Source organism: Arthrobacter sp. ISL-72 (assembly GCF_018613755.1).
In the GTDB taxonomy this organism is placed as follows: Bacteria; Actinomycetota; Actinomycetes; order Actinomycetales; family Micrococcaceae; genus Arthrobacter.
Genome location: NZ_JAGGPP010000009.1, coordinates 38,102 through 50,862, shown reverse-complemented (window position 1 = coordinate 50,862; position 12,761 = coordinate 38,102). Strand labels below are relative to the sequence as shown.

The 12,761-nt window shown below is 66.5% G+C and carries 12 protein-coding genes; 9 read left to right on the top strand and 3 right to left on the bottom strand.

Annotated features, from left to right (window positions below):
• Positions 1 to 36 precede the first annotated feature (36 nt).
• From leuD to J7I92_RS10605, 5 genes are all read left to right on the top strand, one after another.
• Entirely contained in the window at positions 37 to 639 is a 603-nt protein-coding gene (gene leuD, locus J7I92_RS10625) for a 3-isopropylmalate dehydratase small subunit (RefSeq protein WP_214840287.1), read from the top strand.
• Positions 640 to 828: 189 nt separating this feature from the next.
• Positions 829 to 2,154, top strand: a complete 1,326-nt coding sequence (gene murA, locus J7I92_RS10620) for a UDP-N-acetylglucosamine 1-carboxyvinyltransferase (RefSeq protein ID WP_214840285.1) — start codon at positions 829 to 831, stop codon at positions 2,152 to 2,154.
• Between the two features lie 11 nt (positions 2,155 to 2,165).
• Positions 2,166 to 2,912: a 1-acyl-sn-glycerol-3-phosphate acyltransferase gene (locus J7I92_RS10615; protein WP_214840283.1), complete on the top strand. Its 747-nt coding sequence runs from the start codon at positions 2,166 to 2,168 to the stop codon at positions 2,910 to 2,912.
• Positions 2,909 to 3,961: an NAD(P)H-dependent glycerol-3-phosphate dehydrogenase gene (locus J7I92_RS10610; RefSeq protein WP_214840281.1), complete on the top strand. Its 1,053-nt coding sequence runs from the start codon at positions 2,909 to 2,911 to the stop codon at positions 3,959 to 3,961. Before J7I92_RS10615 ends, J7I92_RS10610 begins: the two co-directional genes overlap by 4 nt.
• A 2-nt stretch (positions 3,962 to 3,963) precedes the next feature.
• Positions 3,964 to 5,112, top strand: coding sequence for a D-alanine--D-alanine ligase family protein (locus tag J7I92_RS10605; RefSeq protein WP_214840280.1), 1,149 nt, complete (start codon positions 3,964 to 3,966; stop codon positions 5,110 to 5,112).
• A gap of 3 nt (positions 5,113 to 5,115) precedes the next feature.
• On the opposite strand, the gene J7I92_RS10600 is transcribed toward J7I92_RS10605, so the two are convergent.
• Positions 5,116 to 5,625: a DUF3515 domain-containing protein gene (locus J7I92_RS10600; RefSeq protein ID WP_214840279.1), complete on the bottom strand. Its 510-nt coding sequence runs from the start codon at positions 5,623 to 5,625 to the stop codon at positions 5,116 to 5,118.
• 104 nt (positions 5,626 to 5,729) lie between these two features.
• Here J7I92_RS10600 and J7I92_RS10595 point away from each other — a divergent pair, with 104 nt between their 5' ends.
• The 4 genes from J7I92_RS10595 to rsmD are packed head-to-tail and all read left to right on the top strand — an operon-like array spanning position 5,730 to position 10,648.
• On the top strand, positions 5,730 to 6,755 hold the full coding sequence (locus J7I92_RS10595; RefSeq protein ID WP_214840278.1) for a thiamine-phosphate kinase: 1,026 nt from the start codon (positions 5,730 to 5,732) through the stop codon (positions 6,753 to 6,755).
• A gap of 22 nt (positions 6,756 to 6,777) precedes the next feature.
• Positions 6,778 to 7,779, top strand: a complete 1,002-nt coding sequence (locus J7I92_RS10590; RefSeq protein WP_214840539.1) for a DAK2 domain-containing protein — start codon at positions 6,778 to 6,780, stop codon at positions 7,777 to 7,779.
• Entirely contained in the window at positions 7,769 to 10,030 is a 2,262-nt protein-coding gene (locus J7I92_RS10585; protein ID WP_214840277.1) for an ATP-dependent DNA helicase RecG, read from the top strand. The genes J7I92_RS10590 and J7I92_RS10585 overlap by 11 nt, the downstream gene beginning before the upstream one ends.
• A gap of 39 nt (positions 10,031 to 10,069) precedes the next feature.
• Positions 10,070 to 10,648 carry a 16S rRNA (guanine(966)-N(2))-methyltransferase RsmD gene (gene rsmD / locus J7I92_RS10580; protein WP_214840276.1) on the top strand — a complete coding sequence of 193 codons (579 nt, stop codon included), beginning with the start codon at positions 10,070 to 10,072 and terminating at the stop codon, positions 10,646 to 10,648.
• A gap of 54 nt (positions 10,649 to 10,702) precedes the next feature.
• Here rsmD and J7I92_RS10575 read toward each other — a convergent pair whose 3' ends face one another.
• Together J7I92_RS10575 and J7I92_RS10570 are read right to left on the bottom strand one after the other, a co-directional pair.
• Positions 10,703 to 11,488, bottom strand: coding sequence for a spermidine synthase (locus J7I92_RS10575; RefSeq protein WP_214840275.1), 786 nt, complete (start codon positions 11,486 to 11,488; stop codon positions 10,703 to 10,705).
• 2 nt (positions 11,489 to 11,490) lie between these two features.
• Positions 11,491 to 12,726, bottom strand: coding sequence for an aminotransferase class I/II-fold pyridoxal phosphate-dependent enzyme (locus J7I92_RS10570; protein ID WP_214840273.1), 1,236 nt, complete (start codon positions 12,724 to 12,726; stop codon positions 11,491 to 11,493).
• Between the last annotated feature and the right edge of the window lie 35 nt (positions 12,727 to 12,761).

Sequence of the window (12,761 nt, the reverse complement as noted above, 5' to 3'; positions counted from 1 at the left end):
CGCCTCCCAGACCTCCCCAGCACCGAAGGATCCGCCATGGAAAAGTTCAGCACCCACACCGGGATCGGCGTACCGCTGCGCCAGAGCAACGTGGACACCGACCAGATCATCCCCGCCGTCTACCTCAAGCGCATTACCCGCACCGGCTTCGAGGACGCCCTGTTCGCGGCCTGGCGCAAGGACCCGGCCTTCATCCTGAACCAGGAACCCTTCAACGCCGGCTCCGTCCTGGTGGCCGGACCCGACTTCGGCACCGGTTCCTCCCGTGAGCACGCCGTCTGGGCCCTGAAGGACTACGGCTTCAAGGCAGTCCTTTCCTCCCGGTTTGCCGATATCTTCCGCGGCAACTCGGGCAAGCAGGGCCTCCTGGCAGCCGAAGTGGCACAGGACGACATCGAACTCATCTGGAAGGTGCTGGAGAACGCGCCCGGCACCGAAGTGACCGTGGACCTGGTTTCGAAGACCGTCATGTGCGGCAACGTCGTGGCACCGTTCGAGATCGACGACTACACGCGCTGGCGCCTCCTGGAAGGCCTGGACGACATCGGCCTGACCCTCCAGCACGAAGAGGACATCACGGCCTACGAGGCCACCAGGCCCGCTTTCAAGCCCAAAACCCTGCCCGCGCGCCTGTCCTGAACCTGGGCCGGACGCCGCTCCGAAGCCTGTGCCGGGACGGTCCGAAAGCGGGCGGTATTACCGGACCGGCCCGGCACGCCACGGGCGCGTCCGGCATGCCCTTATTTCTGATCGGTAACGCTAGCTCCTATGCTTAGCTGGAGCCTTTGTAAGGATTTGGGGGGCGAGTAGTCGTGAGGAAACCGGTACATGAGTAGTGTTTTGACAATCCGCGGAGGCGTCCCGCTGACTGGACGCGTCACCGTTCGCGGGGCCAAGAATCTTGTCCCCAAGGCCATGGTGGCCGCCCTGCTGGGCAACGAGCCGTCCGTTTTGCGCAACGTTCCTGAGATCAAGGACGTTGAGGTTGTCACCAGCCTGCTCCAGCTTCACGGCGTCACCGTGGAAAAGGACCCGGTCAGCGGGGACCTGACCCTGGATCCGAAGGGTGCCAAGACCGCGTCCAGCACGGCCATTGACGCCCACGCGGGCGACTCCAGGATCCCGATCCTGCTGTGCGGTCCGCTGATCCATGCCATCGGTGAAGCCTTCATTCCCGACCTTGGCGGGTGCAAGATCGGCGACCGGCCCATCGACTACCACCTGAACGTCCTGCGGCAGTTCGGCGCCGTCGTCGAAAAGCGTCCGGGCGGGATCCACATTTCGGCGCCCAAGGGACTCCAGGGGGCCAAGATCTCCCTGCCGTACCCGTCCGTGGGAGCCACCGAGCAGGTCCTGCTCAGCGCCACCCGGGCCGAGGGCATCACGGAACTTTCCGGCGCAGCCACGGAACCGGAAATCATCGACCTCATCGCGGTGCTGCAGAAGATGGGCGCCATCATCAGCGTCCAGACGGACCGCACCATCCGGATCGAAGGCGTGAAGGACCTTGGCGGCTACAACCACCGGGCCCTTTCGGACCGGAATGAGTCCGCGTCCTGGGCATCCGCCGCTCTTGTCACGCGCGGGGACATCTTCGTGGAAGGCGCTTCGCAGCGCGACATGATGACCTTCCTGAACACCTACCGCAAGGTGGGCGGTGGCATGGACATCGGTGAGGACGGCATCCGTTTTTACCACCACGGCGGCAAACTGGCCCCGCTCGTCCTTGAAACAGACGTGCACCCGGGCTTCATGACCGACTGGCAGCAGCCCCTCGTTGTGGCGCTCACCCAGGCGGAGGGCGTGTCAATCGTCCATGAGACCGTCTACGAGAACCGTTTCGGCTTCACCGATGCGCTGATCCGGATGGGTGCCAACATCCAGGTACACCGCGAATGCCTCGGCAGCGTCCCGTGCCGGTTCGGCCAGCGCAACTTCCTGCACTCAGCCGTCATCTCGGGATCCACGCAGCTCAAAGGCACTGACATTGACGTCCCGGACCTTCGGGGCGGCTTCAGCCACCTGATCGCCGCGCTCGCCGCCACAGGCACGTCCCGTGTGACCGGAATCGACATCATCAACCGCGGCTACGAGCGCTTCACCGAGAAGCTCGCCGGCCTGGGCGCCGATTTCGACATCACCGCAGCCAAGTAAACGGGGTCCCAGTGAAGGAAACGGCCAAGAGCCGCATCACCTTTGTCATCGTCGCCGGGATCGTCAGGCCCGTGATGAACCTGCTCATGAACAAGAAGTGGGAAGGGCTGGACAAGCTCCCGGCCGGCGGCTTTATCGCCGCGCCCAACCATTGCACCGAGATCGACCCACTGGTCATCGGGCACATGCTATACAACCAGAAGCGGATGCCCCACTTCCTCGCCAAGGCCGGGCTGTTTAAGGTGCCGGTGGTCGGGGCGGTGCTGCGGGCCACCAAGCAGATCCCGGTGGAACGCTCGACGGCGGGTGCCAACCGTTCGCTGAACGTCGCCAGGGAAGTGGTTGACGAGGGCGGTGCAATCATCATCTACCCGGAAGGCACCCTGACGCGGGACCCGGAGCTGTGGCCGATGAAGGGGCACACCGGCGCCGCCAGGATGGCGCTCGAAAGCGGAATTCCGGTGGTTCCCATGGCCCACTGGGGAGCCCACCAGGTGTTCCCGCGCTACGCGAAGCGCTTCCACCTGTTCCCCCGGCGGACTTCCCGCGTCATCGTCGGCGATCCCGTGGACCTCAGCGCCTTTGAGGGCCGCCCGCTGGACAAAGCCACGCTGACGGCTGCCACCGCCCTCATCATGGATGCTGTCACCGGGCTGCTGGCAACCCTGCGGTCGGAGCAGCCTCCGGCAGAGCGGTGGGATCCGGCCGCCCACAGCCGGAGCAAACACGGACGCAACATCGAGCGGGGTCGCAAATGAGCCCTGAACAGGCCGCAGCGGGCTCAGCGCTGTCGGTAGCCGTCCTCGGAGCAGGCTCCTGGGGCACCACGTTTGCCAAGATCCTCGCCGATGCTGCCACGGCATCAGGCGTTCAACGGAGCATCAGGCTCTGGGGACGCCGCAGCGAGGTTGTTGAGCAGATCAACTCCGAACACCGGAATCCGCAGTACCTGAAGGAAATCGACCTCCCGCACAGCATCACCGCATCCACTGACGTGGCCGAGGTGCTGTCCGGCGCCGACCTCGTGGTCCTGGCGGTTCCCGCCCAGTCCCTGCGGCTGCAGCTTCGCGAGTGGCGGCACCTGATTTCGCCCGATGCCCTGGTCGTCTCGCTGATGAAGGGCCTGGAGCTCAGTTCGGACGCCCGGATGAGCGAGGTCATCTCCGAGGAACTCGGAATTAAAGCCGGCCGGATTGCCGTGGTATCCGGACCGAACCTGGCCATGGAAATCGCCCGGGAAGAACCGACCGCATCGGTGGTGGCCTGCTCTGACGCCGAGGTGGCGTCATGGATCGCCCGCAGCTGCACCGCACCGTATTTCCGCCCGTACACCACCACCGACGTCATCGGGGTTGAAATCGGCGGCATCGTCAAGAACGTCATAGCCCTGGCGGTGGGCATCTGCGAAGGCAAGCGGATGGGCGACAACACCAAGGCATCGGTCATCACCCGCGGGCTCGCGGAAACGTCCAGGCTTGCCCTGGCCCTGGGCGGCGAGGCGCAGACCATGGCCGGGCTGGCCGGCCTGGGAGACCTCGTTGCCACCTGCTCATCGCCGTTGTCCCGGAACCATACCGCCGGACGGCTGCTCGGCAAAGGCCTGACCCTGGAAGAAGTGGCCGCGGAAATGACGCAGACGGCCGAAGGCATCAAGTCCGGGCAGGCGGTGCATGAGCTCGCCGGAAAGCTCGGCGTCGAGATGCCGATCACCGCGGCTGTCGTGGCCGTGCTGGACGGAAAATTGTCCGTTGACCAACTGGGACCGCTGCTGCTGGCCCGGGACCTGAAACCCGAAGGCGATTACTGACTGTGTCGGAAGAAATTTTGAACAAGAACACCGGGCACGGCCACGTCAAACCCCGGGTCGCCGTTTTGTTTGGCGGCCGCTCCAGTGAGCACGCCGTCAGCTGCGTAACGGCTGCCGGTGTGCTGGGTGCCATCGACTACGACAAGTACGACGTCATTCCCATCGGCATCGCCAGGACGGGCCAGTGGGTGCTCGTGTCGGGCGACATCCGTCAATGGTCCCTCTCGGCCTCTGCACTTCCGGAAGTGGCGCCGTCGGCCCGTACGGTGGCACTCGCTGAGATCGGCGGTGAGCACCAGCTGATCGTGGCATCTCCGAACGAAGTCCCGCAGGAACTCGGCACGGTGGACGTCGTCTTTCCGCTGCTCCACGGCCCGTTCGGTGAGGACGGCACCATCCAGGGGTTGCTGGAACTCTCGGACACCCGTTACGTGGGCGCCGGAGTCCTCGCGTCGGCCGTCGGGATGGACAAGCACTACATGAAGGTCGTTTTCGAAGCGGCCGGACTGCAGGTCGGCCCCTACATCGCGGTGACGGACCGGCAATGGGTCACGGACCCGGAATCCGTCCGCAAACGCGTTGACCTGCTGGGCTACCCGGTGTTCGTGAAGCCCGCGCGGGCCGGATCCTCCATGGGCATCTCCAAAGTGGACTCACTGGAGGGCCTGGATGCCGCCATCGAGGCTGCCCGCGAGCACGACCTCAAGCTGGTGATCGAAGCGGGGATCGTGGGCCGCGAAATCGAGTGCGCGGTCCTCGAGGGGCGCGGCACCGACGCTCCGCGGACTTCCATGCCCGGCGAGATCGTCGTCGCGCCGGGAGAGCACCAGTTCTATGACTTCAATGCAAAGTACGTGGAAGACGACGCCGCCTCGCTGAGCTGCCCGGCCGACATCCCCGACGAAGCAATCGTCCGGGTCCGCGAGCTTGCCGCCGCCGCGTTCGACGCCGTGGGGGCGGAGGGCCTCAGCCGGGTGGACTTCTTCTACACTCCCGACGGTGGGCTGATCATCAACGAAATCAACACCATGCCCGGCTTCACGCCGAAAAGCATGTATCCGCAGATGTGGGCGGCCTCGGGACTGGCCTACGCGGACCTCATTGATGAACTGATCCACCTGGCGCTGAACCGGAAGACCGGGCTGCGCTAGCCGCTATTGACCGGTGGGCAGGTTCTGCAGTTCTTCCTGGCCCACGCAGTTCCTGGTGGCCTTGATCTTTCCGGCGGCGGCGGAGAGTTCGGCCAGGACGGTCGCGGAACTGATCTGGTCCGAGTCAGGGTCCATGAGGATTTCAGTGGCCGGTTCGCGGCCGAATGTTGTCAGCGTCCACACGGAGTCGCCTTCCTTGATGACCCAGTCGACACCGTTGACGCTGACGCAACGGTCGGTGGTGGGGCCCGGAACGTTGACCCCGCAGCGCAGGATCACTTTGGACGGGTCGCCCCAGGCCGCAGTCCCCTGGCTGTTGGTCTTCCGCAGATGCTCATCACCCATGGTGTCCGGAAGTGCCACCATCATGGGAGCGCAGGCGGGGTTGGCTGCATCCTTGGCCGGTGCGACGTCCACTGCCGGGGTGCACGCGCTCAATGCCAGGACCAACGCCGCGGCCGTTGCCGGCAGGCGAAGCGAGCGTAAGGAAACAAGGGTGCGCGGCTGGTGCATGGTTTAAGCCTATCCCGGTCCGGCCGGCCCGCCGGACGGGGAGCCCGCAGGCCGCCCGCCGTTCCGCGGGACCGGATGTCGGTCCCTGACGGTACCGTAGTGCTGTGCCTGAAACTCACCTTACCGTCGCCGGACTTTCCGAATCCGAGCTCCTTGCCAAGATCTTTCCGCGCCTCAACAACGGATCCGTTCAAGGCACCATGCTCCTGCTTGGGCCGGGGGACGACGCCGCCATCGTAGCGGCTCCGGACGGCCGGACGGTGGTCAGCATCGACACCCAGGTCCAGGACCAGGATTTCAGGCTGGAGTGGAACAACGGATACCGGACCACAGGTTTCGACGTCGGCTGGAAAGCCGCGGCCCAGAACCTCAGCGACATCAACGCCATGGGCGCACGGTCCACCTCCATGGTGGTAAGCCTTACCCTGCCGCCGGATACGCCGGTTTCCTGGGTGGAGGAATTTGCGGACGGCCTCTCCCATGCCATCCGGGACCTTGGTGCGGCCGGATGCTCCGTGGCCGGCGGGGACCTCGGCCGTGGACGGGAACTGGCTGTGACAGTGGCCATCCTGGGGACCCTGGACGGACAGGATGCCGTGTTGCGCTCCGGTGCCCGGCCCGGCGATACGGTTGCCCTGGCCGGAACGGTGGGCCATGCCGCTGCCGGGCTGGCCCTGCTTGAATCCGCGCGGAGCGTTGATCAGCTGACCGCGGAGCAGCGAACCATCATGGACAGGCAGTGCCGGCCCCTGCCGCCGCTGGCGGCCGGGCCGTCGGCGCTCGCTGCCGGAGCCTCGGCCATGATGGACATTTCCGACGGCCTGGTCCGCGACGGCAGCAGGCTGGCTGCCGCCAGCGGCGTTGTCCTGAACCTGGATCAGGACGCCCTGAAGCAGCTCACCGGGCCGCTGTCAGCGGCCGCTGACGCAGTCGGAGGGGATCCCATGGCCTGGGTGCTCGGGGGCGGGGAAGATCATGGACTTCTTGCCACATTCCCTCCGGATGTTCAGCTGCCTCCGGGTTTCGCTGCGATAGGCTCAGTAGAGGCCCTTGCACCAACGGAAAGCACTGGCGTAAAAATTGCGGGCCGGCCCGCGGACGCTGTGGGATGGGATCACTTTGCAGACTAAGATTGCCGCCAACGCGCAAGCGATGAAGCGGTGGTTGGGCAAAGCCGAAACAGCGCTGGGCAACCACAGCGACCGCCTCAACGCCATCAACATTTTTCCCGTGGCCGATGGCGATACCGGCACCAACCTCTACCTGACGGTGCGTGCGGCTGCGCAGGCGCTCAGCAGTACTCCGGCGTCGCCCGACGCCGGAGGTGCGCACCCGCCGGAGGGGCCGCCGGGTCAGCAGGACGTAGGGGCGGTGCTTGCCCGGGCGGGCCAGGCAGCCATGGAACAGGCACGCGGCAACTCCGGAACCTTGTTCTCTGTCTTCCTGTGCGCCGCGGCGGAGCCCCTGATGGGCCATGCGCGCCTGAGCTCGCCCTTGCTGGCCGCCGCGTTGAACCGCGCCCAGATCCGGGCGTGGTCAGCCCTCAGCGATCCTGTCCCGGGGACCATGCTCTCGGTGATGGAGGCGGCTGCCCGCGCCGCGGCCGCAGTGGACGCGGACCAGAACGGCGACGACAGCAACCACGCCCTGGGCCTCGCCCTCGATGCGGCCGTTGAAGCGGCACTGGAGGCGGTTGTCCTCACCGAGGACCAGTTGGCGGCGCTGCACGAGGCCCATGTTGTCGACGCCGGCGGGGTGGGTATGCTCCTTATCCTGGACTGCCTGCGATCAGCCGTGCTGGGCGAAGAACTCCAAAGCGATCTGCTCGACGGACTGCACGGCTACGATGTGCAGGATCCGCACATCCACGCGGACATGCCCGACGACGACGGCGTGGAAGTCATGTGCACCATCAACCTTTCGCCGCTGGATGCAGCCACGCTCCGTCAGCGGCTGGACGAAATGGGCGATTCGGTGATCATGAGCCAGGTGGGCGGTGCAATGGACGCGGACGGAACCTACCGTTGGCGCGTGCATGTCCATGTTGCCGCTGCCGAACCGGCCGTCGCCCTGATCGGCTCCCTGGGCGAACCCACGGAAATTTCGGTAAGCCAGCTCGCCCTGCCGAGGAACCCCGACGGAAATGACCGCTGAGCTGCACCTGGGCCTGGAACGCCGCATCGGCAAGCGTTCCGCAGCGGTCATCGAAAAGCACCTGGGCATCACCACGGTCGGCGGCCTGCTCAACTACTTTCCCCGCCGGTACCTCACCCGCGGCGAGCTGACGCCCATCAGCGAAGTTCCGCTGGATGAAGAGATCACCCTGATCGCGCGCGTCGTGACCACCAGCACGCGCGCCATGCGTGCGCGCCGCGGCACCCTGACCGACGTCATCATTACCGATGACTCGGCCCAGGACTCCGGCGCGCCGGCCAGGCTGCCCGGCGCCGGGATCCCGGGCACCCTGAAAGTGAGCTTTTTCAACGGACACCGCGCCAAAGCGGAGCTGCTGCCGGGACGGCGGGCAATGTTCTCGGGCAAGGTCACCCGCTTCGGCCGGGCCCTTAGCCTCACCAACCCCGACTTCCAGCTGCTGGACGAGGATCCGGACACGCCGGCAACGGACCCGGAGAAGCTCGCCGGCATGCCCATCCCGGTCTACCCGGCCACTGCCAAGCTCACCAGCTGGTCCATCCAGAAAGTGATCTCCACACTGCTGGACACTGCCGATCTTGACGACCTGGACGACCCCCTGCCCGCCGAGGTGTCGGCCAGGGAGAAGTTCCTTCCGGCTGCCGAAGCGTACCGGCTGATCCACGTCCCGGAGGTGCCGGCGGACTGGCAGCGGGCACGGGACAGGTTCCGCTACCAGGAGGCGCTGGTGCTGCAGTCCGCCCTCGCCCGGCGCCGCGCCCAGCTGGCCGCGGAGGAGGCCACGGCCCGCCGGCCCGTCGCTGACGGACTGCTGAATGCGTTTGACCGCCAGCTGCCGTTTACGCTCACTGCCGGCCAGTCCGCCGTCGGCAAGACATTGGCGGAGGAACTGTCGCAGGACAGCCCCATGAACCGCCTCCTCCAGGGCGAGGTGGGATCAGGCAAAACCATCGTTGCCCTGCGCGCCATGCTCCAGGTTGTGGACGCCGGGGGACAGGCCGCCCTTTTGGCCCCCACGGAAGTCCTGGCGGCCCAGCACTTCGAATCCATCCGCCGTACGCTCGGTCCGCTGTCCCGCGACGGACTCCTGGGCGGATTGGGCCCCGACGCAGTGCAAGTCACGCTGCTCACGGGCTCCATGCCCGCGGCGGCCCGCAAACAGGCCATGCTGGACGCAGCTTCCGGCACCGCCGGCATTGTCATCGGCACGCACGCGCTGCTGGGTGACACGGTCTCGTTCTACGACCTCGGGCTCATCGTGGTGGATGAACAGCACCGCTTCGGCGTCGAGCAGCGTGACGCCCTCCGCGCCAAGGCGAGCAAACCGCCGCACCTGCTGGTCATGACCGCCACGCCCATCCCGAGGACGGTGGCCATGACCGTTTTCGGAGACCTCGAAACCTCCATACTGGACGAACTTCCCGCGGGACGTGCCCCCATCGCCACGCACGTGGTTGGCCTCGCCGAAAATCCCGGCTGGGCAGGCCGGATCTGGTCCCGCTCCCGGGAGGAGATCGACGCCGGCCACCAGGTTTACGTAGTGTGTCCCAAGATCGGAGAGGACGACGACGGCGACTTCAGCCCCGGGGAAGCGGAGCCGTCCGCAGCGGACCTGGAAGGGGAGGGGCCGGCGCGCGAACTCGCGTCCGTCACGGCCGTCGTCGAACACCTCCAGGACGAACCGGCCCTGGCCGGTGTGCCCCTCGCTCCTTTGCACGGCAGGCAGGATCCCGTGCTGAAGTCCGCCACCATGGCCTCGTTCACCGCGAATGAGACGAAGCTGCTCGTCTCCACCACGGTGATCGAGGTGGGCGTCGACGTCCACAACGCCACGCTTATGGTGATCCTGGATGCGGACAGGTTCGGTATTTCCCAGCTGCACCAGCTGCGCGGCCGCGTGGGCCGGGGCGGACTGCCCGGTACCTGCCTCCTGGTGACCACACTGGAAACCGGACACCCCAGCCGCCGCCGGCTGGACGCCGTCGCCGCCACCACGGACGGCTTTGTGCTGTCCCAGGAGGACCTGAAGCTTCGGCGCGAGGGAGACATCCTGGGCGCCTCACAGTCCGGTGGACGGTCCGCGCTCAAACTGCTGCGGGTACTGGAGCATGAGGCCGTCATTGCGAAGGCACGCCAGGACGCGCAGCGGATTGTGGCCGCCGATCCCGGCCTGGTGGATCATTCCGCCCTTGCGGTCGCGATCGAAGAATACTTGAACCCTGAAAAGGAGGCGTTCCTTGAGCGTGGCTAAGGGATGGCGCGCGGCGGCGACGGGCCGTAGGGCGCGGGCATGAGCCGCATCATCGCCGGCTCTGGCGGCGGCATGCCCCTGGCGAGCGTGCCCGGTTCCATGACACGTCCCACCACGGACCGTGTCAAGGAAGCACTCTTCTCCCGGCTCGACGCCTTCAATGTGGTGGCGGGCGCCCGTGTCCTTGACCTTTACGCCGGCTCCGGTTCGCTGGGAGTCGAGAGCGCCAGCCGCGGCGCGGAAACAGTTGACCTCGTGGAGTTCGGCGGCAAAGCCAGCGAGGTCTGCCAGCGCAACGCCGACCTTATTAACGGTGCGGTGGGCCGGAAAGTGGTTTCGGTGCACCGCTCCCGGGTGGAGTCGTTCCTCGAAAGGACCGTCCCGGGTACGCTGTGGGACCTCGTGTTCCTGGATCCGCCTTATCCGCTCGACGAGCCAGCCATGGGTTCGGTTCTGGAAGAGCTATCGCCGTACCTGGCGGAGGGCGCCGTTGTGGTAGTGGAGCGCTCATCCCGCAGCCCGGAACCGGCGTGGCCGGCGTCCCTCGAACGGTTCGCCGAGAAGAAATACGGCGAAACCAAACTGTGGTTTGCCGAACCCGTGGGCGGGGGCAGCTGACAGGCCCGGACTCACCCAGCCGGAAGCAAAGCGGCCCGGGGGATGTGCCGCGGACTAGTCGGAGAGCGCGTCGAGGTCCACGCCGGCCAGCACCCTCGCCGGGTGCGGGCCGCGTGCCGTCAGCTCCGTGGTCCATTCCGCGGGCCACGCACCCTGGGTCCCGATGAGGATGATGTTGCCCGGATGGCGGCCAGCAAACATGCCGGACTCGGCGAACGCGGCAACCCCGTTCACCGCGTGCCCCAATGCTGCGACCTGGCTCCGCACCAGCGTCAGGCCCGGCTCGTCGCCCACGTTGACAATGAGCACCCCTTGCGGCGTCAGTTTTGCCGCCGCTTCCCGGTAGAACCCGGTGCAGGCGATGTGCTCCGGCGCATCCGGGCCGGAGAAGATGTCCAGGATCACGACGTCGAAACGCAGGTCCGCCGGCAGCTCCGCCAGGGCGTCCCGGGCGTCCGCGATCAGGGTGTGCAGCACGGTTCCGTCGGGCAGCGGCAGGTGCTGCAGGACGAAGTCCAGCAGTTCGCGCTCGAGCTCCACGGCATATTGCAGGGATCCCGGGCGGGTCGCCTGGATGTAGCGGGCCAAGGTCAGGGCGCCGGCGCCGAGATGCAGGGCGGTAACGGGCTCGCCGGCAGGGGCCGCCAGGTCCACAACGTGCCCGATCCGGCGAAGGTACTCGTAGAAGATTTCGCCCGGTTCCGCAAGATTCACGTGGGACTGTTCCGCCCCGCCGATGCTGAGCACGTAGGCGCCGTCGGTAAAAGCGTCCGGTTCGATGGCAGCGTGCCGGCCCGTGGTCCGGAGGAAGCGGGAGGCGGCCCCCGGCGCTACTGCCATTGTCAGAGCCTGTCGCGGAGCGTCGCGAGCCTGGCTGCGGCCTCTTCGAGGACTTCGGTCTTCTTGCAGAAGGCAAAGCGGAGCAGGCTGCGGGTCCGTTCGGCGCCTTCGGGATGGCAGAAGACGGGCACCGGGATAGCGGCAACGCCCACAAGTTCCGGAAGCCTCCGCGCCAGGTCCACCGAGTCGGAGATCCCCAGGGGGGCCGTGTCCACATTCACGAAGTACGTTCCCTGCGGTGTGAAGACGTCCAGGCCGGCGGCTTTCAGCCCGTCACTGAGGATGTCCCGTTTGTGCCTGAGCGTGGCGGCTATTCCCGCGTAGAAATCGTCGGGCAGGCCCAGCCCCACCGCGATGGCGGACTGGAACGGCGTACCGGAGCTGTAGCTCAGGAACTGTTTCACCGTCCGGATGGCCGCCACGAGGTGTTCCGGCCCGCTCAGCCAGCCGATTTTCCAGCCCGTGAAGGAGAACGTCTTGCCGGCGGAGGAAATGGTGACCGTCCGGCCGGCAGCGCCGGGCAAAGTGGCGACGGGAATGTGCTGCGCGCCGAACGTCAGGTGCTCATAAACCTCATCGGTGACGATCACGGCGTCGTGCCTTGCAGCGAGCTCGACGACGCGTTGAAGCATTTCACGGGGAAACACCGCGCCCGTGGGGTTGTGCGGATTGTTGATCAGCACCACTTTGGTGCGGCTGCTGAAGGCCGCCTCCAAAGCGGCCATGTCCGGCATGAAATCGGGCGCAAGCAGCGGCGCCGTCACATGGGTCGCTCCCGCCAGTCCGATGATGGCGCCGTAGGAGTCGTAGAACGGTTCGAAGGTGAGCACTTCGTCACCGGCTTCCACGAGCGCCATCAAGGAAGCGGCAATGGCTTCGGTGGCCCCGGTGGTGATGATGACCTCCGTCTCGGGGTCGGGCGTCAGCCCGTAGAACCGCTGCTGGTGCGCCGAGACGGCCTCACGCAGGGGAAGGATTCCCTTTCCCGGTGCGTACTGGTTGGCGCCGGAAGCGATGGCCGCCTGTGCAGCCGCTTTGATCTCCGCCGGGCCGTCCTCATCGGGGAAGCCCTGCCCCAGGTTGATCGCGCCGGTCCGGACCGCAAGGGTGGTCATCTCCTCGAAGATGGTGACGCCCAGGGTGCCGTTGGCTGCCAGCAGGTTGGCTCCCGAGGCCGCCCGTTGCCACGGTGCCGGAACAGTCGTGGTCACGGTGGAGGGAATGTTCGACTCGGCCATCCAGTCATGTTATCCCGGCCAGCGGATGCGGTAGG

Coding starts and splice junctions, on each gene's coding strand:
- leuD (WP_214840287.1), top strand. CDS start 37: ATGGAAAAGTTCAGCACCCACACCGGGATCGGCGTACCGCTGCGCCAG.
- murA (WP_214840285.1), top strand. CDS start 829: ATGAGTAGTGTTTTGACAATCCGCGGAGGCGTCCCGCTGACTGGACGC.
- J7I92_RS10610 (WP_214840281.1), top strand. CDS start 2,909: ATGAGCCCTGAACAGGCCGCAGCGGGCTCAGCGCTGTCGGTAGCCGTC.
- J7I92_RS10600 (WP_214840279.1), bottom strand. CDS start 5,625: ATGCACCAGCCGCGCACCCTTGTTTCCTTACGCTCGCTTCGCCTGCCG.
- J7I92_RS10590 (WP_214840539.1), top strand. CDS start 6,778: ATGAAGCGGTGGTTGGGCAAAGCCGAAACAGCGCTGGGCAACCACAGC.
- J7I92_RS10585 (WP_214840277.1), top strand. CDS start 7,769: ATGACCGCTGAGCTGCACCTGGGCCTGGAACGCCGCATCGGCAAGCGT.
- rsmD (WP_214840276.1), top strand. CDS start 10,070: ATGAGCCGCATCATCGCCGGCTCTGGCGGCGGCATGCCCCTGGCGAGC.
- J7I92_RS10575 (WP_214840275.1), bottom strand. CDS start 11,488: ATGGCAGTAGCGCCGGGGGCCGCCTCCCGCTTCCTCCGGACCACGGGC.
- J7I92_RS10570 (WP_214840273.1), bottom strand. CDS start 12,726: ATGGCCGAGTCGAACATTCCCTCCACCGTGACCACGACTGTTCCGGCA.